Source organism: Rhizobium sp. NPDC090275 (assembly GCF_044772225.1).
GTDB lineage: Bacteria > Pseudomonadota > Alphaproteobacteria > Rhizobiales > Rhizobiaceae > Rhizobium.
This window is the reverse complement of the sequence record NZ_JBIVYL010000006.1, coordinates 145,961-165,102: the sequence shown is the minus strand read 5'-3', so window position 1 is coordinate 165,102 and position 19,142 is coordinate 145,961. Positions and strand designations below refer to the sequence as shown.

At 56.2% G+C, this 19,142-nt stretch carries 16 protein-coding genes and 1 pseudogene; 6 read left to right on the top strand and 11 right to left on the bottom strand.

The genetic code is table 11. The features are described 5' to 3' along the window. Nucleotides 1-90: 90 nt before the first annotated feature. The gene (locus ACIQUB_RS16965) at nucleotides 91-1,887 is read right to left on the bottom strand and encodes a glycoside hydrolase family 15 protein (RefSeq protein WP_402930831.1); all 1,797 of its coding nucleotides are present in this window, start codon (nucleotides 1,885-1,887) and stop codon (nucleotides 91-93) included. Nucleotides 1,888-2,093: 206 nt separating this feature from the next. Here ACIQUB_RS16965 and ACIQUB_RS16960 point away from each other — a divergent pair, with 206 nt between their 5' ends. Together ACIQUB_RS16960 and ACIQUB_RS16955 are read left to right on the top strand one after the other, a co-directional pair. Next, nucleotides 2,094-4,049, top strand: coding sequence for a diguanylate cyclase domain-containing protein (locus ACIQUB_RS16960; protein ID WP_402930829.1), 1,956 nt, complete (start codon nucleotides 2,094-2,096; stop codon nucleotides 4,047-4,049). 618 nt (nucleotides 4,050-4,667) lie between these two features. Then, the gene (locus tag ACIQUB_RS16955) at nucleotides 4,668-4,829 is read left to right on the top strand and encodes a hypothetical protein (RefSeq protein ID WP_402930827.1); all 162 of its coding nucleotides are present in this window, start codon (nucleotides 4,668-4,670) and stop codon (nucleotides 4,827-4,829) included. On the opposite strand, the gene ACIQUB_RS16950 is transcribed toward ACIQUB_RS16955, so the two are convergent. From ACIQUB_RS16950 to ACIQUB_RS16940, 3 genes are all read right to left on the bottom strand, one after another. Further along, nucleotides 4,802-5,119: a hypothetical protein gene (locus ACIQUB_RS16950; protein WP_402930825.1), complete on the bottom strand. Its 318-nt coding sequence runs from the start codon at nucleotides 5,117-5,119 to the stop codon at nucleotides 4,802-4,804. The two genes, ACIQUB_RS16955 and ACIQUB_RS16950, sit on opposite strands and share 28 nt — an antisense overlap. Nucleotides 5,120-5,446: 327 nt before the next feature. After that, a complete protein-coding gene (locus ACIQUB_RS16945; protein ID WP_402930823.1) occupies nucleotides 5,447-8,101 on the bottom strand; it encodes an EAL domain-containing protein in 2,655 nt (884 codons plus the stop codon). Between the two features lie 110 nt (nucleotides 8,102-8,211). Continuing rightward, nucleotides 8,212-9,246 carry a hypothetical protein gene (locus tag ACIQUB_RS16940; protein ID WP_402930822.1) on the bottom strand — a complete coding sequence of 345 codons (1,035 nt, stop codon included), beginning with the start codon at nucleotides 9,244-9,246 and terminating at the stop codon, nucleotides 8,212-8,214. Between the two features lie 182 nt (nucleotides 9,247-9,428). Between ACIQUB_RS16940 and ACIQUB_RS16935 the strand changes: the two genes are divergently transcribed. Continuing rightward, nucleotides 9,429-9,752, top strand: a complete 324-nt coding sequence (locus tag ACIQUB_RS16935; RefSeq protein ID WP_402930820.1) for a CrpP-related protein — start codon at nucleotides 9,429-9,431, stop codon at nucleotides 9,750-9,752. A gap of 379 nt (nucleotides 9,753-10,131) precedes the next feature. On the opposite strand, the gene proP is transcribed toward ACIQUB_RS16935, so the two are convergent. Together proP and ACIQUB_RS16925 are read right to left on the bottom strand one after the other, a co-directional pair. Continuing rightward, the gene (gene proP / locus ACIQUB_RS16930) at nucleotides 10,132-11,661 is read right to left on the bottom strand and encodes a glycine betaine/L-proline transporter ProP (protein ID WP_402930818.1); all 1,530 of its coding nucleotides are present in this window, start codon (nucleotides 11,659-11,661) and stop codon (nucleotides 10,132-10,134) included. An 894-nt stretch (nucleotides 11,662-12,555) separates the two neighbouring features. Further along, a complete protein-coding gene (locus tag ACIQUB_RS16925) occupies nucleotides 12,556-12,741 on the bottom strand; it encodes a DUF4172 domain-containing protein (RefSeq protein ID WP_402930816.1) in 186 nt (61 codons plus the stop codon). A 503-nt stretch (nucleotides 12,742-13,244) separates the two neighbouring features. Here ACIQUB_RS16925 and ACIQUB_RS16920 point away from each other — a divergent pair. After that, complete coding sequence (locus ACIQUB_RS16920) at nucleotides 13,245-14,363, top strand: metallophosphoesterase (protein WP_402930814.1); 1,119 nt, start codon at nucleotides 13,245-13,247, stop codon at nucleotides 14,361-14,363. A gap of 183 nt (nucleotides 14,364-14,546) precedes the next feature. Further along, nucleotides 14,547-14,687, top strand: a pseudogene (locus ACIQUB_RS16915) (class II aldolase); the annotation flags it as partial. Between the two features lie 12 nt (nucleotides 14,688-14,699). Here ACIQUB_RS16915 and ACIQUB_RS16910 read toward each other — a convergent pair. From ACIQUB_RS16910 to ACIQUB_RS16890, 5 genes are all read right to left on the bottom strand, one after another. Beyond that, nucleotides 14,700-15,437, bottom strand: a complete 738-nt coding sequence (locus tag ACIQUB_RS16910; RefSeq protein WP_402930812.1) for an ABC transporter ATP-binding protein — start codon at nucleotides 15,435-15,437, stop codon at nucleotides 14,700-14,702. Continuing rightward, a complete protein-coding gene (locus ACIQUB_RS16905) occupies nucleotides 15,434-16,591 on the bottom strand; it encodes an ABC transporter permease (protein ID WP_402930810.1) in 1,158 nt (385 codons plus the stop codon). Before ACIQUB_RS16905 ends, ACIQUB_RS16910 begins: the two co-directional genes overlap by 4 nt. Continuing rightward, nucleotides 16,588-17,679, bottom strand: coding sequence for an efflux RND transporter periplasmic adaptor subunit (locus ACIQUB_RS16900; RefSeq protein WP_402930808.1), 1,092 nt, complete (start codon nucleotides 17,677-17,679; stop codon nucleotides 16,588-16,590). Before ACIQUB_RS16900 ends, ACIQUB_RS16905 begins: the two co-directional genes overlap by 4 nt. Before the next feature lie 381 nt (nucleotides 17,680-18,060). Next, entirely contained in the window at nucleotides 18,061-18,306 is a 246-nt protein-coding gene (locus ACIQUB_RS16895) for a hypothetical protein (RefSeq protein ID WP_402930806.1), read from the bottom strand. A gap of 41 nt (nucleotides 18,307-18,347) precedes the next feature. After that, nucleotides 18,348-18,830 carry an SH3 domain-containing protein gene (locus ACIQUB_RS16890; RefSeq protein WP_402931195.1) on the bottom strand — a complete coding sequence of 161 codons (483 nt, stop codon included), beginning with the start codon at nucleotides 18,828-18,830 and terminating at the stop codon, nucleotides 18,348-18,350. On the opposite strand from ACIQUB_RS16890, the gene ACIQUB_RS16885 reads away from it, so the two are divergent. Then, a complete protein-coding gene (locus ACIQUB_RS16885; RefSeq protein WP_402931232.1) occupies nucleotides 18,829-19,041 on the top strand; it encodes a hypothetical protein in 213 nt (70 codons plus the stop codon). The two genes, ACIQUB_RS16890 and ACIQUB_RS16885, sit on opposite strands and share 2 nt — an antisense overlap. Nucleotides 19,042-19,142: the final 101 nt, after the last annotated feature.

Here is a 19,142-nt window from a genome sequence, read left to right as displayed (position 1 = left end):
CCCGCGCGTTTTGGGTCCACACCGCCATCTTCGCTCGGTTTAGAATTGCAGCGAGCCGTCGTTGATTGCACGGAGCAGCGATCTGATCACTCACTCGGCGCCCCGCGACCGCTCGTCTGCAACTCCATGCAAACGAGAAAGGTTGAGAGCGCTATTGATCAGGCCCACATGGCTAAACGCTTGCGGGAAGTTTCCAAGCATCACCTTGTGCTGGGGGTCATATTCCTCGGAAAGCAGACCGACGTCATTGCAAAGTTCGAGCAGTCGATTGAAGAGCTTTTTGGCGTCGTCTTCGCGGCCGATCAGACTTAGCGCATCGACCAACCAGAAGCTGCATGCCAGAAACGCGCCCTCGCCAGGCGGCAATCCATCATCAACGTCCTGGGTTTCGTAGCGCAGGACAAGCCCGTCGCGCATGAGCTTGCTTTCGATGGCGGCGACAGTGCCAATGTAGCGAGGATCATCCTCCGGCAGGAAGCCGACCAAGCCTATGTGCAAGAGACTGGCGTCGAGAGTGGTCGAACCGTAGGCCTGCACAAAGCTTCCCATCTTTTCATCGTAGGCGTTCTCACAAACCTCACGATGGATCTCGTCTGCGATGGCGCGCAGTTCTTTTGCACGGTCAGTGTCGCCAGCCTCCGTCGCCATCCAAACCCCACGATCGAACGCAACCCAAGCCATCACCTTAGAGTATGTAAAATGCTGTCGATCGCCTCGGACCTCCCAGATACCCTCGTCAGGGTCCCGCCATACTTTGGTTAGAAATGGAATGAGGGCGGAGTTCAGCGTCTTGCCGCGTGGATGTGGCGGAAGCCCACCTTTCACTGCCTGGGTCATCGCGTCGGCGACCTCGCCATAGACATCAAGCTGAAACTGTTGAGCTGCGGCATTCCCGATCCTAATGGGCCGAGATGAGCGGTAGCCCTCAAGCCAAGTGGCCTCCCACTCCAGCAGGTTTCGTTCGCCAGCGACGCCATACATGATCTGCATCTGCTCAGGTGAGCCCGCGACAGCACGCAGCAGCCAATCTCGCCACGCGGCCGCTTCATCGTAGTAGCCGAGCTTCATGAACGCGAGCAGGGTCAGCGTTGCGTCGCGGAGCCAGCAGTAGCGATAGTCCCAGTTGCGGGAACCTCCCAGCTGTTCGGGCAGAGACGTCGTTGCGGCTGCGACAATTCCGCCAGTGGGCACGTACGTCAGGGCTTTGAGCGTGATCAGCGATCGCTTTACCTGTTCGGTCCAAGGTCCGACATCTGGGCACTTCCTGACGAAGTCGATCCAGAATTTTGAGGTGTCGCGGGCGGCTTGCTCGATCTTTCGTGGCGTTGGAACCGGTAGATGTGATGAGCAGTAGGTGAGCGTAAAAGCAAGCTGCTCGCCTTCCGAAATGTCGAAAAATGCCCGCGTGCGCATGTCTTGACCTTGCAGCTCGATGGGGGAGGTAAGGATCAGCATGTCTGGACCGGCAATTGCCGTGAGGATGCCATCCTCTGCCTGGGTCACCCATGGTATCGTGCGCCCGTAGTCGAACCGAATGACCAGTTCAAAATCGAACGTGACGCGACCCCGTTTGCCTTCCACGATGCGGACCAAGTCGTTGACACCATCTCGCAACGGCATGAAGTCGCGCACAACAGCGACACCGGTGTCGGTTTCGAACGTCGTGTCAAGAATGAGGGTGTCCTTTTGATACTGACGCGTTGTCCGATATTTTTGGCGTGGGCTGATCGACCAGCGGCCGTTTTCTTCATTCCCCAGCAGCGCGGCGAAGCAGGCGGGGGAATCGAACCGAGGAAAGCAAAGCCAATCGATTGATCCGTGACAAGACACAAGCGCTGCGGTTTCGCAGTCTCCAATCAGGGCATAGTCCTCGATCTTGGCTTCCAACCGGCGCTCCCATGTCTAGATGAATGGGGGTTAAATAGGCCGGTGACAAGATCTTCAACCGTTGTGAGGGGACGTGGACATGATTGTCACCTGGAGCAATCTCCACGCGGGGCCAACATGTCGGTAAATCCGCATGAAGCATCTAAGCAAGTCACAGCTTTTTTAGAGATTGCCACTAGGGTGACGACCGCAACCGAGATCTCAAAATGCTTCCCTGGAATGAACTTCTTGCAAACCTGGCAATTGTGGCGCTGGCGACGTCGATCTGGACGGCCGCCCACAGCTGGATGGACACCATTTCCCTGACACGACAGCGGATCGCATTCGGCGTGTTAATGGCCGGCGCGACGTTGATCGTGATGTCGGTGCAATTTCAATTCACGCCGGGTGTCTTCCTTGATCTGCGCTACACGCTTCTGGCGGTCACGGCATATTTCGGGGGGCCCTTAGCGGTTGTGTTTCCGGCAATTGTTGCCGTCACAAAGAGGCTGCATGACGGTGGAGCCGGGGTCTGGGTCGCCCTCCCTCATATCTCACTTGCTGTCGCGTCAGGGCTCTTCGGATTTTATCGCGGTAAAGGGACCTGTCGCGCGCTCCCGCTCTTACTGTTGTCGCTTGCCGTGGTGTTCAGCGGCACTGTCGGCTTCTTCGTCATGGTCCCATACGCGGCCTGGCCTGGGATGATAAGCAAGGTGGTCGCTCCTTTTTCCTCCATCCTCTTCGTGTCGACGTTTTTCGCAAGCTTTGCAATTTCGCAAGAGCTCAAGCGTCAGCGCCTCGCCCAGCAAAACCAGATTTATCGAGCCGTCTTCGAGGCCCTGCCCGACTGCCTCAATGCGAAGGACCTCGACGGCCGTTTCATCGCTGCGAACTCTGCAACGGCAGCGCTTATGGGTGCTCGCCAGGCCGATGACCTGATCGGGAAAACCGACTTTGACTATTATCCTGAGGTTGTTGCCACCTCATTTAGAAATGACGAAAGACGACAGCTGACCAGCAACGCCGCACTGACCGTCGAACAAAGATTTGTACGGCCGGATGGTGAGGAAGCCTGGCTGTCCACCCTGAAAGCCCCGCTTCGCGATGCGTCGGGTGCCATGGTTGGCGTAATCACCCACAATCGCGAGATTACCGTACAGAAGCACCTTGAACTACGGCTTGCCGAAACCCGGCGCAACCTTGCCGACGCGATTTCCAGCATGGCAGATGGGCTCGCCATGTTCGATGCGCAGGACGTCCTGGTATTCTGTAACACTAAGTACCAATCGCTTTTCCCTGTCACAGCCGATGTCCGAATTCCGGGCAGTCCCCTGCGGGCAATCGTCCAAGCCTCAGTTGAGCGTGGAGAGGTTCGGCCCGACGCAGGGAGCGGCGCTACCGACATCGACGAAATCGTCAGCCAGCTCAAGACACCTGGACTCGTGCGCCTCCTCCAGGTTGCAGACGGCCGCTGGATTGAAACACGTTCCCAATCGACCAAACTTGGTGGCTTTCTGCTCATTTTTGCCGATGTGACAGAAGCGAAGGAAAACGCCCAGAAGCTGGAAGCGCTCAACCAGAAGCTGGAATCTCTCGCGAATACCGACCAATTGACTTCATTGCCAAACCGGCGAGCGTTCGATCGACAGCTTGACGCAGCGCTTTTCCAGGCGGGTGTAAGCGACACAGACCTTGTGCTGCTGATGATCGACGTCGACTACTTCAAACTCTATAACGATTGCTATGGCCACGTCGCCGGAGACGAGGCCTTGCAAAAGGTAGCATCATCAATTGACCAGGCGGTGTCGGGTCTTCATGGCGCGACTGTCGCCCGATATGGTGGTGAAGAGTTTGCTGTTGTCCTTCCATTTGCATCCGTTGCCGAGGCGTCAAACGTTGGAAAGCTGATCTGTGCCGCAGTCCGCAGCATGTCCCTAGTACATCAATCCAACCCAACCGGCCACGTAACGGTTAGTGTAGGTGTCGCGTCAATCATGAATCAACGCGAGGCACGTAAGGATGCGCTGCTGGAGGCAGCGGATCGTGCTTTGTATCAGGCCAAGGCTCAGGGTCGAGATCGCGTTCATGTCGACACAGTCGTTGCTCCGGTTTCAAAACACGGTCGATTAGCGAACGTGGAAGCATGCTGCGGCGGCCCATCATCCGGGTCGCCAACTTGCTGAGCAAGCTCACGATGTCCGGTTGATTTGTCTGGAATACGTTCGTCCGTACACCGAGGCCCATTAGGACGTTGACTGGGATGTTGAAGGGATTGCAGAAGCTGCATCTCGTCCGACCACGCGCTTCGTGAACTTAAGTATACGGTCTCCGCGAAGGCTTCATTTGATTGGCGAGTTTCGAGCAGAATAGAAAGAATTCGACACAAAGATCGGCGATCTGAACACCAGCTTGTCCAACTGGCACGCGAAGATGCCGTCATTTGCAGCCTGACTTCCATTCCCGGTATAAGCGTGCTCAGGCGGCGGTGGGTAATGCGGGCGGCTTTGCAAAAGTGCGGGATATGGGTGCAGGGCTGGGATCGTACCTAGACGATGCAACGCCGGCGGAAATCCCCGGCTGTTTGGGATAGCAAAACATGGCAAACTCCAGCGATTTGCTTACCAGATTGGTGCCTACTCAATGGGTTCTTCCAGCCAGGTAATTGCGCCTATACCTCGGCAATAATGGAACCTTGGCTCGGGCCCAATTTTCCGCTGCCGCTGGCCGACTGCATCGGGACCGCTCTACCGAACTCGTTCGATCCGCGCTGTTAAAGCCGAACAACCGCGGCAGGCGAGACGTTGAAAGCAGCAGCGGCCGCCCGGCGCGCTTGGGGCAATTCCCGCGATCTAATCGCCTTCGGCCATGGCATTGTTCTCCACCATCAGCGCGAAAGCCGGCTGGTCTTCTATGGTCGGGGCAAGCATCATCATTCCTACTGGATCGTCGGCGACAATTGGTGAGGGTCGGGGTTTGGTGCATCAAAAACTCCGAGCAGCTTCTCGAATTCAATCAGCACCAGCTTAAATTCCATATCATCCATGGCAGCGATCTGGATAAGCTCTGAAGACACTCGTGCAATGAGCGTGTCGAGCCAAATCCTTTTGTCAACCCGGATACGCCCCAGCACGTCCTTCCTAATATCCCGCAACTCTGTCAAAATGCGCGATACCAATTCGACCCGCTCATCGTAATTCATCCACTGCAGGCCGTTTTGGGCTTGCCGAATTTCGGCTGTGATTCTTGACGGCATGACCCGCCCTCCTGTCGTATCGATGAAGATAACCACGACGAACCTGCCGGCGACACGGGCTTTGGTCGCATATGGCTCGACTATTCGTTTGCCGAGTGGGCCGCGAGAGGGCTTGTACTCACTACCTTGGCCGTTCCAATCGCCACGCTTGCGAGCCGTTTATCGTCTTCATCCTTTGTTGTGAGAGTGGGTTCGCCCGGCGTCATATCGTCCGGGCCGGATCAATGGGATCAGCCGACACGACGTGTGCTAATCCACCCACTGTAATGATGGCGAAGACTAAGTGCGTTGCATTGGAAAGTGCGGATCGCTTCTCCCGGGACAACGTTATGTGCCAACGGCCGCTAGCGTGGTGGTTTTCTCGAAGAGTTCCCGCGCCGGCTGTGGCCTGCCGAAGAGATAGCCCTGCCCCGTTTCGCATCCAAGCTGTCGCAGGGTTTCGACCTCAGCCTTGCCTTCCACTCCCTCAGCCACGACACCGAGCTTCAGCCCATGCGCCAAGGAAACAACGGCTTTGACAATCTCCAGAACACCATCATTGGCGTTCATGACCCGAACGAAAGACTGGTCGATTTTTAACTTATCAAGGGGAAGGGAGGTCAGATAGCTCATTGACGAGTAACCGGTGCCGAAATCGTCAAGTGCTATGGAAATTCCTGTTTCTCGCAATCTGCGCATTTTCTCGATCGTTGGCCCGCCTTGCTCCAAAAACGTGGACTCGGTCAACTCGAGGCAGAGACGCGACGCAGCCAAACCGGAGACGGCTATAGCTACTCGAACAATCTCCTCAACGTCGGACTGTGCAAACTGAACAGGAGACACGTTGACGGCTACCGTGGCGTCTTCCGGCCAATCGGCCGCCGCGGTGCATGCTTCTATCAGCGCCCAGCGTCCCATTTCGCATATAAGTCCTGTCGACTCTGCGATTGGGATGAATTCGACAGGCGAGATCAAACCAAACTCCGGATGCTGCCATCTAATCAGAGCCTCAGCTCCGATCAGCCGACCGCTTGAGAGCTCGATTTGTGGCTGGTACAGCAAGAAGAACTGACGCTGCACGAGAGCCTCTCGCATATCAGTTTCTAGACGCCGCGCTCGCGCTTGGCGAACGGCCGAAGCGGGATCATATTGCGCCCATCGGCGGCCAGGCACAGAGCGTACCAAATCGAGAGCGGACTCGGCGTCGCGGACGCGGCTTTCAGCATTGTTATCGACGTCCTGTGCGATGCCGACCCGAATACTGACCGGTACCGAAGTGAACCCGACGGCAATAGGATCCATAAACAGATCAAGAAGCCTCAGAGCGACGCCTTGCGCCTCGTGAAGGTCCGGGGAACTTAAAGCGACTGCGAAAACATCTCCTGCCAATCGGGCAATGAGGCTGTCGCCGAATTCTGAACGCAAATGCGAGGCTATGGCTCTCAGTACGTCGTCGCCGGTATCCCGTCCGAGGGTCGCGCACACCCCGGAAAATCGCTCGACGTCAAGCACTGCGATTTGATAGGTCTCCTTGGAAACATCAAGGCGGGCTGCGAACTCGCGACGATTGAGAAGGCCAGTGAGCTCATCGTGTTCTGCAAGGTATCTAAGCTTCTCATGGTATAGTCGACGAGCTGTCACGTCTCTTAAAATGACGCAGCCAGCAAAACCGTCATCACGTTGAGTAGCGTCGGTTCGCTCATTCGGAGAAATCGTTGCGACGGCCTCAAGGTGAACGGTCTTCGCACCGACCTGCATCGAGAACTCGACAGTTGTCGAATGGATTTTTGAAGGGTCGGCGCGATGTCTATCGATGAGCACCTGAACTGCTTCGACAATGGTAGGATCGGCATGCTCGAAAAGATCGCTATCTAGTTTTGTATCGAATAGCTGCCTGGCAGACTGGCTGGCTTCGATTACTTTCAGATGACTGTCAAATGCGATGACACCGTCGGAACTGTCTTGAATTATCCGTTTCATCAACAGGCGGGTATTTCTCCTCTCAACGTTCGCGACGACGAGGAGGATTTGCCCGACATCTAGCCGTTCATTCAGGAACATCAGAAAGGAAAGCGACAAGATCAGCCAGGGCACGGCCGTTCCAATGATGAAACCCAAATCTTTCTGGAGAAAAAACGCGCCGATCTCGATCAGTATCCCCAACGATCCCGTCATAATCGCTACGCTTGCCATGCCGATCGAGCGCCAGGTCAGAGCTACCACAATCAGCATCGCGGAAAAAAACAACTCGAGAGGTATTTGGTTAAAGGCACGAAGGTTTCTGTTTTGCAACAGAGTTTCGGCTGCGAGAACATGGATCATTGGACCAGCCAATACGCCATAAATCGGAACCGGGAAAATGTCCTTTAATTCAGTAGCCGAGGCTCCAACGACAATCGACCTCCCTGTCAGCGCATCAGCACCCACATGACCGTTGAGCACATCGGACAAAGAGAAAGTCGGAACGGTATCCGGACGTATCGAAAAATCAATCAAAGACGACCCGACATGATTGTCTGTTTTCGCCAAAGTAGCCGCAGCAGATTGAATAGAAACGGCATCAGATTCCTCGCCAAGCGAGAAGCGACGAACATTACCATCCGAATCCAAGGCAACATTTGCAAACACTGGCCATGACTTCTCGGCGAGCAAGCCAATCGGTCGGGTGATAGTGGTTTCAGAGCCCTTAGCTGTGACTTGCTGGCGAAAAACTGGGAGAAGGACACTTCCACCAGCTCGGTCGAGACCTGCAGCAAGCTTATCATCTTCAGACTTCTGTGAAGGTGTGCTGAAGTCAACGTCGATGAAAATGTCTCCAGCGCCAGCAGCAGAAATCCGGTCGATCAGTTCGGCGTACACGCCACGTGGCCAAGGCCAGACGCCCAGCGCATCCAAGCTCTTTTTATCGATGGCTATGAATGCGATCGTCCCGGAGGCACTACGGGGAGCCATTTGAGATCGTGTCGCAACGATGTTGTCGTTCCAATTCTGCACCACAAACATACTGGGCGCGACTACCGGCAATGCTAACATGGTGCCAATTAGAGCAAGTCGAAGGACGACGGACCCAGATCGACTACCCAGCGACCTCCAAAGAGCCTTGGATCTGGCAATCACTTATTGTTGCCCCTGCCGCCGTTCCCATTGCCATTGTTTCCATTCCCGTTTGCGCCACCGTTACCATGTCCGTTGCCGTTGTTGCCGTTTCCATTTCCTCCACTATTGTTGCCGTTCCCGCCACCATTTCCGTTGCCGTTGCCGTTCCCGCCACCGTTGCCATTGCCGCTGTTGCCGTTTCCATTTCCACCGCCGTTGTGGCCGTTGCCGGCGCCGCTGCCGTTGCCGCTGTTTCCACTTCCACCTCCGGCGTGCCCGTTGCCGCCACCGTTGCCGTTTCCGTTCCCGTTATTTCCCTTATCGTTTCCACTACCATTGTGGCCGGCATTGCCATTTCCACCGGCTTTGCTGCTTTTGCTGTCAGACGCGGCTTCACCTGCCGAAGCACGGCCGGCGGTTACCGGTCCTTCGCCGGGCTTCACTTGCCCGATTGCCGAAATGCGCGCAGCCGAACGAGGCACACTAACAATTGATGGTTCGACTTGGCCCGACACCGTCATCCCTTGCTTGCGATCAACAGCCGCACTTTGACGGGGACCAATGTTGGACCGCTGGCCGCTCGCAAATGAGGTAACCTCAACAAGTCCCCGATCGACTGAAACGGATGCCTTGGTCTTGCCGACCGTCACATGAAATATGGTTCCCTTTACGACGGCAGCGAGAAACGGCGTCTGAACAGTCGTATGAGGCTGGCTTCTCTTTTCAATCTCAAGGTCAATCGAACCTACCTGCTGAAGGACTTCTGTCTTACGAGAGAAGAAGCCAGACGTTGTGATGGAAGCGAGTGTGCCTGGTTGCAATGAGATTGCTTCGACGCCTCGCGTAAGCTGCAGTCGCCCGCGAGGCCCGGTCGAGAGCCATGCCTTGTTTGGAACGACATCTCCAACATGGACGTCGGTCCAGGTCGATTGGTCGACCGTTACCTTAACCTGACTTGTGGTCTTGACGACAACCCAGTCATTACTGGCAGCCTGGGCTGGAGCGCAAAAGAGAACAACCGCTAGAAAAACCCAACGAGAAACAAACGACATGCACTTTCCCCTAAATTGATACGGGTATAAGGGCATGCTTCAGTTAAGAATGAATATAGATAAGCAGCGATATCTCTTGTGCGCTAGCGTACAGAACCCGTCGCTCTGGCAAAACCATCGCGGCGGCGTTGACCTACGAGCGTACCAGGCGAAAAATCGATTGTCGTCTACCTTGAAGTGAAGTGTATTCGAGCTATTTGCCTCGCCAACTTTGGGGGCAAATTTTGACGATTGATGAATTCATTGACCTACAGGAGGCGGGTGGGAGAGCTCGCTTGTTAGGCGTGCCCATGCATGGCAATCCCTACGGTCGCCCACAGCAGTTGGCTAAGTTAGGTCCCGATTTAATTGGAGACCGCGCCATTCGGCACGATGCTTGGAAGTTCGGTTGGGAAATGGAAGATGAAGGCCTGAGAATAAAGATCTCACGGCGTTTCAGAGACTTCGAACGCTCCCATCCTCTGCAAATGCCACAGCATGTTGACGCAAACTGTCAGCCGATTTGAGCGAGATAGTTCGCTACGTCGCAATTGCTAGAATTGAAGCGACCGTCCTTTGCCGCGTTCTGGGCGTCGAGCGCAATGCTGTGGCGGATGGTTGCCCTCATCAGGACCCAGCGTTCTCACAAAGGTTGAACTCTTGAGCGACAACGTTCATGGCTTCGCACTCTCGACGTCAATCTTTCGAAAGCCAGCGACGTCGAACGCGCTCCCCAACACGGCGGAGAACAGGTGTCGATCCTGATACTGAAGGCCCGACAGCGTTCGGGATCGGGTGACCGTATTGCGAAGCTGCAGACGACTATCAGTAAGCCGTCCGAGCTCGACGAATTGCCTGAAGCACCTTGCCTGATATCGTGCGGCAGACCTCTCGAAGCTGAATTTATCAATCCAGTTCCGGGTGTTGGCCCACGAGCCTGTCACGCTTTTGCTGAAGAAGTTGCATCTGCTCGGCCAACTCCGCCATCGCTTCATCGATCTTTTCGACGCTTTCCTCGATGTATAGATAATGCTCCGCAAGAAGCGCTCTTGCCTCTTTGCGGCTGGATGCGTTCGGCGTATCTCCATAAAGGGGTCGATTGGCCGTCTCCCTCAGGAAAAAGGTCGTGAGAAGCCCCGCGGCTGCGGCAATCATGAGATAATAAGCGGGCATGTAGATGTTGTCGGTCGCTTCGACCAACCATGCCGCCATGGTGGGCGTGAGACCGGCGATGATGATCGAGATATTAAACGATATCGCGAGCGCGCTGTAGCGAATGCGCGCAGGAAACAAAGCAGGAAGGGTTGCGGCCATAATGCCGACAAGGCAATTGAGACCGATTGCGAGGATCAACAAACCAAAAAAGATGCCGATCGTGTTGCCGCTTGCTATCAGATGAAATGCCGGCAACGACAAGACGAGGACGATCAAGCTTCCAGCCGCGAGAAACGGCCGACGGCCTATTCGGTCGCTCAAAAACCCGACCAGCGGCTGCACGAACAACATCCCCACCATGACCGCAATGATGATCAAAGCGCCATGATCCTCCGTATAGCCAAGGGTCTTCGCCAGATAGGTCGGCATATACGTTAAGAGCATGTAGTAGGTGACGTTCGTGACGAGCACCATACCGATGCATATTGCGAGCGACCTTGGGTGCCTCTGAATGATCTCCGCTATCGGGATCATTGGGCGTTCAGACAACGCCTGCTTATCTTCGCTCTCAGTTCGCTTCAGCCGTTCGGTAAAGGCCGGCGTCTCCTCAGCGGCATGCCGAAGGTAAAGACCGATGAGACCCAATGGGGCTGCGAGAAAGAAAGGCAGCCGCCAACCCCAGGCGAGGAAATTCGCTTCGCTCATTGCCGCGGTCAGTACGACCACCAGTCCTGCGCCGAGAACAAATCCGGCGATCGATCCGAAATCGAGCCAACTTCCGAGAAAGCCGCGCCTGCGATCAGGCGAATATTCCGCGACAAATATTGCAGCGCCCGTGTATTCGCCGCCAACCGAGAACCCTTGGACGAGCTTGCACACAAGCAGCAGGATGGGAGCCCAAAGGCCAATCATGGCATAGCTTGGTATCAGGCCGATACAGAACGTGCTGACCGCCATGATGACGATCGTCAGCGAAAGGACCTTTTGTCGGCCGAACTTGTCACCCATAGATCCAAAGAACACGCCACCCAATGGGCGCACGAGAAATGGCACGGAAAAGGTTGCCAGGGCCGCTACAGTCTGAAGCGCTGGTGAAGCTTCGGGAAAAAATACCTTGCCAACCGTGGCTGCGACGAAGCCATAGACGCCGAAATCGAACCATTCCATCGCGTTGCCGAGGGCGGCCGCGGTGATCGCCTTCTTTAACTTGGAGTCCTCGATAACTGTGACGTCGTTCAGTGTCAGCGTGTTGGTTTGCGTGTCGGTCACGATGCCCCTCATGTTTGAATATGCCTGATCGATAGGCGCGTTCAGCCTAAAATTCTCCAACGTTCCAAGCCGTTATCTAGGGCTGGTTTTTGCCGCTCCAAGCTGCACGACAGCTCGGTTAGCGAGCCAATGACACCCGGATCTCCACGGGTGCCTCGCTTCTAAACTGTCAGCCTTGACAACGTAACGTATAATGTGCATACGCGCTTCCAAGCACAACTTAAGGCGCTGATCTTCACGAACTGCTACAGGTCGCGTGTGGCTGTTGCATGCTATCCGCGGGTTATCGAGATGTGATTCTCCGCGCTGAAACCTCCCTTGAGACCGACAATACCCCCCAGAAAATGCGTCCAACACCGTCTTTCGTCTTCCACTAAGTTGGCCGCGGAATTGATCGAAGAAACTTTTCTTTGCGAATGAAGAAAGCTGTTCGGTTGATCGTCGCTTGTTGAGCTTTAAGGATCGCTTGGGGAAAATACGCCATTCAACGGTCGATATCGAGCGAGCGCTAGTGGCGACAAGGTCCAGAAAGTATGCTTCTAATTTTCTCGTTTGTGTACGCGAGCCAGGGTGAGGCTTGCTTGTCCCACATTTCGATCGAGTGACTTCTCAGCGAGAGCGCGCCCGCTCCTGCCGTTGCTGACCTCCGGAGGATGTATTCTCTCGAAGTAAAGATGTCCGATTGATGCGCGCCTCAATGCCGGCAGTTAGAGCTGCCCATTTGGCTGCAATCGGTTGAGCGACGTGATGAAATGCCCTATTCCCAGGGCAACCCGGCAAGATGCAGGTGCCTAGAAGTGGCTCGTCGGTTTGTCCCGTCGACGCCAAGATCTGCGTTTCGTCTTCATGCCGGCTGTAAGCACCGATCACGTATAGCTGTCGATCGCCTGCCATCAGCATCTTGTGTCAGTTGAAAAGCTTCTCTTTGACCAACGCCCCACTCCAGTTCCGATAAACACCCGCCATCAGCGTAATCCCATGCTCCCGAGGACATACGGAAAGGTCGTCGGCACTCAGTCCGAACTGCCGACGAAGCGAGGAATGGACGCTTACTCTAGTAAGATATTCACCTTCAATTTCAGAGGTCTTCATAGCTCTGTCGCTCTGTCGCTCAGTAGCTCTATGCGCAGCTGACTGCTGTCGTCTTCGAGGTGTCGAACGGCTCCTGTTAGCTCGCCGGAAGCCCGCTGAGATCTCGTTTCCTATGCGATCATCGCGCAAGCATTATGTGTGAAACCCGGCCGGTCGGCGTTTTGCCAGTTCCACTGCATGAGTTATAGAGACCTTTTCTATAGCTCATAATGATCCAGTCTATTCATTTATTGCTCATGCCTCGAACGCCGACTGAAGCGGCAGATCGGCTCCAGGCCGCAGATGGCTATCGGCAGCTTTCGACTGAGCGCCTGGGGACGGCCGAGGCGACTTAGTTCACGAGCCGCTCCGTCTGCAACATTCAGGCCTCCACGAAATCGCCCACGCATGAAAATTTGAACAAAGGCGTCGTTGGCAAAAGGCTCATCTTGTCTTTCATGGGGCGAAGTGCCACCTATCCACCCCATGTCAAGTCTCGCTTTCCTGCAATCGATGGGCTTATCATGTTTCACCTAGTCTTCGGGCTGCCCTGGCTCGTCGTGGTTTTGCGCTTCCTTATGCCTTTGCCATGGCTGTGGTCCGTCAAGGTGACAATCGGGGCCATCTTGCTTATTGCATCTCAGTATCATCTGGTCAGTCGCATTTCGTCGGGGTCCGTCTTCTCCCCAGAATTTCCACGTGCGCTGGTGATCGGCTTCAACGTCTTGTTTGGCGCGATCGTCATGCTCGCTGTTTTTCAGATCGCATTCGATATTGTTTCACTCGGCGTCGCGCTTGTGACCGAAAGCTTTCAGTCCGTTTCGCCCGAGGTCAGATACGCGATGGGGATTTCCGCATTTGTGCTCTCCAGCTTCGCGGTTAATCAAGCCATCCGCGTTCCTCCGCTGAAGACTGTCGAGATCGCAATACCGAACCTTCCAAGCGCGTTCGAAGGCTATCGAATACTGCAGCTCACCGATCTGCATATCAGCCGCCTTTTTCCAAGATCGTGGGCCGAGGAAGTGGTCAGGCGCTCCAACGATCTCCAGCCAGACATGACACTTGTCACCGGAGATTTCATCGATGGCAGTCTCGATGCGCGCCGCAAGGACATTGCACCGATTGCTGAGCTCGAAGCAGATGACGGTGTTTTTGCAGTACCAGGCAATCACGAATATTACTTCGGCTACGAAGGGTGGATGAAGCATGACGCTGGGATGGGGATCCGAATGCTCCTCAATCAGCACGCTATCATCGAACGCGGAGGAGATAAAATCATTGTCGCTGGCCTTACCGATCTCGCGGCGTTCGGCACAAACCTCCCCAGACCCGATCTCGACAAAGCGTTGAAGGGAGCGCCCGCCGGGGTGCCGATCATCCTAATGGAACATCAGCCAAGACTGGCGAAACGGTCGGCTGCGCAAGGTGTGGCACTCCAGCTTTCTGGCCACACCCACGGAGGTATGATCCGCGGCTTGGACCTTCTCGTTTCCCGCGCGAACGATGGCTATGTCTCAGGTCTCTACCGCGTCGGAGATATGCAGCTTTACGTGAACAATGGCACCGGACTTTGGCCAGGCTTCGCGCTTCGTCTCGGGCGGCCGTCCGAGTTGACCCTCATTAGCTTGCGCCGAGCACGGTAGCCCGAGCTCATCACTGCGGGCCAGTCGAGACGATGCTCATGCCATGCTGTTAACGCCGCATATTAATCATGCGGCAATTGAGTCGGTCTAGCAAATATGGTTTTAAATGTCGGACTGATCGTCTTCAACCGCGTCGCTCATCGAAAAACACTCGACAGAGCGTCGGGCCTCGAGGGAGAATCTGAAGGCGCAGCTCGTTACGTCGAGGCCGCGCGGGCCGCGGGGCAGAGCGACGCGCTCGGTCTTCGCATCTACACATCCCGCCTCATTGGCGGCGATCCTGACCTCGTTCTGCACGGCGGTGGCAACACATCCGTCAAGGTGTTTCAGACCCTGCTATCGGTCGCAATAACGAGGCAAACTGCGCTCAGCGCGCCTGGTGACATTCTCGCCGACAATCCACCCGTCCCTAAGTTCAATTGTTCGGTCAAACAGGTCCTGCACCCGAGGATCATGGGTAACGACAACCACGCCCGCCCGCCTCGCATCGGCTATCTCCCGAAAAAGAGAGATCACTTGTCGCCCGCGTATGCCGTCGAGTGCGGCCGTCGGCTCGTCGGCGAGAATCAAGGCGGGATCATTTGCCAGCGCTCGCGCAACGGCCACGCGCTGTTGTTCGCCTCCCGACAAGCGGGTTGGAAGGTTACCGACGCGATGTGCGAGATCGACGCTTCCGAGGAGGTGCGAAGCATAGTCGCGCGCCGCTCGCGCCGGCACATCGTCGATCTCAAGCGTCAGCGCGACGTTTTCCACGGCGGTCAGAAACGGAATGAGATTAGCCTTCTGGAAAACGAAGCCGATATTCTTGCGCCTGAAGTCTCGCAGACTGTCCAGATCCGCACCCGGCTCTGAAACAAGGCGGTCGCGGATATAGATCTCACCGGTGGTGGGCGGTTCCAAGAGCCCGGCAATCAGCAGCAGTGTGCTTTTGCCCGAACCGCTCGGTCCGAGGATACCAACGACTTCGCCAGGGTGGATTTCGAACGATACGCCATCGAGGGCACGCACTACCGCCTCGCCGCTGCGGTAGTGGCGGGACGCATTGTGGACGCTGAGAATGGGTGCTTCGCTCATGATAGGATTTCCTGCGCCCGGACCTTAAGGGCTCTTGAAATGCCGAGCAGGCTGGCAAGCCCACATATAACAGCCATGGCAATAGCAAGCATACCGATGTCAGGGAGGTCGATAACGACCCGGCGCGGAAAATAGGGAAAGATCAACTGGGACAGCAAAAGACCGAGAACCAAGCCACCTGCACCGATGAGAAAGGACTGTTGGGCGATCATGCCGACAATCACCGCGTTGCGTGCGCCGATCAATTTCAGCATGGCGATCTGATGACGCTTTTCCATAGTCAGCATGTAGATAATGAGCGAAACGACGATGGCCATAACCAGCATAAGGACCGTGGTGAACGCGAGGATCTGCACTCTCAGTCGCCACAGCCTCTGGTTCAGAAGCAGGTTTTGCTGATCGGCTTCGCTCAGGACGTTTGCGTCTCCCCAGGCCATGATCGCCGCGCGGACGGCCTTCTCGTCAGCACCCTGCTCGAGCGTTACCAGGGTCGCTGCAATCTTGCTATCCTGTTGCACCGAGCTACCGCTTGTGCTTTGTCCGTAGCCTGGTTGCGTTCGGGCAAGCAGCACTTCTTCGCTTGTCCGTCGTTGGGCGATTGCCATGGCATCGTTCACGGTAACTATAAGCAGGCCATCACCACTCATGTCTACCATCCCTCGCGACATGCCAACGATAGTGAAATCGTCCTGGCCGAGCTGGACTTGGTCACCGAGAGCAAGCCCGATGCTCGCGTCCGCGATAGCCTCGAAGTGGCCGTTTTCCAGATGCCGGCCGACCGTCAATGGCACCCATTGTCCGCGGTCCTTGGGAAAATCGAGCCCTGTAATGGAGGCGCGCAGCTCTCGACCGCGGAAGGAAAATTGCTGGCTGATCTGGACGAAGCGGCGGACGCCAGCCACGCCAGCGATACCCGCCACACGGCGATCCATATCGGATGATATGGCGGAGCTTTCGGAAAAGGGGCCAGATCGCCCGCCCTGCACCACCCACAAATCCGCACCCACCTGATCAATGATCACCAAAGCATCCTGTACGATGCCCCGGTAGAGACCGATCATCCCAATGGATGCTGTTACCAGGAATGCAACGCCGGCCGCGGTCATCAAGAAACGCCCAAGATTCTGACGGATATCCTTAAGGGCGATATTCATGGCCGGGACTTCGAGGCGGCGACAGGCATGAAGGCGTAGGCCCGCTTTGGGTCGGTCATGACGACATCTCCCTTATCGAGACCGCTGCGCACCTCGACCCGCTTTCCACCGATCGATCCGAGTTCCACCGGCCGCCACACAGCACGCCCCTTAACGACAGTCCAGACGCCTAGATGATCATCGTTTCGAATGATCGCGGAGGATGGAACGGACATCACGTCTGACCTGCCTTCAAGAGCGATGACCGCGTCTCCACGCTGCCCAATCGCCCAATTCGATGGCAATCGCTGCGGCGTGATGTCCACTGTGAACTCGCGCGTCTCGGTATCGACCTCGCGCCCGATACGGCGCACTTTGGCCTCGATCGCAGCCTTGTCCTGCGAACTGAACGTGATTGTCACGTCTTGCCCTGGCGACATGGAAGCGATCGCGCTTTCATCGAAACGCGCCGCCAGTACGATGCTTTGGGGGTCGACAAGTTCGACAATCGCGGTACCGGGCGAGACGACATCGCCGGGATTGAGATCCCGTGCGACGACAACGCCATTGATGGGAGCCCGGATGATGGACTTGTCCAACTGCGCCTGGTTCATGTCCACCGTTGCAGCGGCTTCAGCCCATTTCGCTTCGGCCTGCATGATAGACGACTGCGCCTTGGATAGATCAGCTTCGGCCTGCTGGACAGCCGTTTGAGCAGATTCCAGAGCTGAGCGTGTCGAGGTTCCCGCGCGCTGCAACTCCTCCTGACGGGCAAGCGTCGAACGGGCGTTGGAAAGCGTGGCTTCAGCGCGCCTGCTGTCGGCATGGGTAGCGTCCACGGTCTTGCGTGCCGCTTCTTGCGAGGCACGCGCGATACCGAGTTGCGCTCTCAGATCGTCGGCGCTGATTTCGGCGATGATATCCCCCTTACGCAACACGTCGTTGCGGTCGACTCGGAGAGCCGTGATGACGCCCTGCAAACTGGAACTGACATTGGCCTTGTTGATCGCATCCAGGGTACCGGGGCCCTTTATCTCCGCTTGGAAGAAGCTCTGACCCACCGGCATCAACTCCGCGGGCTTTGGCACCAGATAGCGAACCGACAGCAAGAGCGCAGCCACCGCCAAGACGCCGACGACAAGCAGCGCTACCTTCCTGCCTGGCCGACGTGGCGTAGAAGGAGGCCGGACGAGGCTCGCCGGCTTCGGAGCTTCGGGTGATCGATCGCCGACTGGCGCGACAGAGGGTGACGGCGCCGGGTTGACAGTGTTTTCGCTGCCGGGTGCACTTGTCTGTTTATAGGTGATATCTTTCCCTCGTGGTCCCTTTTCCCTTGGCTTATAGGCTGTCATTGGATGCACGAGACTACACTCCAGACAATGTTGTGATCATGGCTTCGGGCTTCATGTGGAAGCGCCTGGCATCATTGGAAGCTGATGCCAGGCGCACTCCGTCCGCTCTCCGTGGGGCGGCGGCGAGCAGAGACGAACCTAGTCCGGCTTCTTTGGCATCAGTGTCGCGAGCGTATGGGAGCAGATCTTCGAAAGCTGATCCTTTTTGCTCTGGACGCACCGCATCAGCTGACCATCCCCTGGGCGCAGGCCGGGGCATAGCTTGCGGAAATCGCTGCTACAATCTTCCCGGATCTGCAGCTTTTGAGACATTGAGAGTTGTTGGGCCGAGACACCGGTGACAGCGGCAAGGGAAAGGGCAAGGCTTATTGCGTATTTGTTCATGACAATAATCTCGTGTGTGGGATGACTTCTGCAGGGGACTGTCAGTCGCGGGATAAGGAACCATGACGAACCCGGACGTGACCAAGGGGTCCTCGGTTCATTGAGGTTCCGCTGCAGGTACCATCTGTGCAATGGCCAAAAGCGACATGGCCCGGGCTAATCGCCGCACCACCGCACCCACGATCGTTGCAGCCTGCAACCGCGCCACCTCGGGGCGAATGGGCACCGCGACGATAATAGGCGTTCCATTGACCGTACCACGGACGGCCGAAGTAGTAGGTATTCCAGTACGTCTCATTGAAGCTAACGACGGTAATGCCGACGGCCGGGGCTATCACCGGCGCTACCACTGTCGGGACACCGCGATAAACCACCTGGACGTAATTCGCCGAAACCCATCCGCGTTCCCGTCCCCAGGACACGTCGCACCATGACGTATTCGTCGTGCACCCATGAACCGACAGAGCCGCCCGCGATGGAAGCCCGACAACGACCGGATAGGCCGTGCTCGGGCCTGCTCGCATGTTGACACTCGTCACCGCGACCGCAGACATGGCAGTCGATGCCTGGCAGGGCATCATGGTGCCGACAACGGCGGCAAATCCCGCCAGTAAGCCAAGCAATGTCTTTTTCCCGTTTGGCATCAACAATCTCCTGATTAAAATGGAGCCCGGTGCTCGCCCGGTCCGAAGCGACCCGGCAGTGGGCGTTCTGTTGATGTCAGCCTTGGCCTGACGATCGACATGGAGAGATGTAGTGGTCCGCCGTAAACAGCCGTTGAATAGCTCATATCGTTTTGTTTCAGTTTGTTAATGGGCTGCAAGCATTTGTAAAAA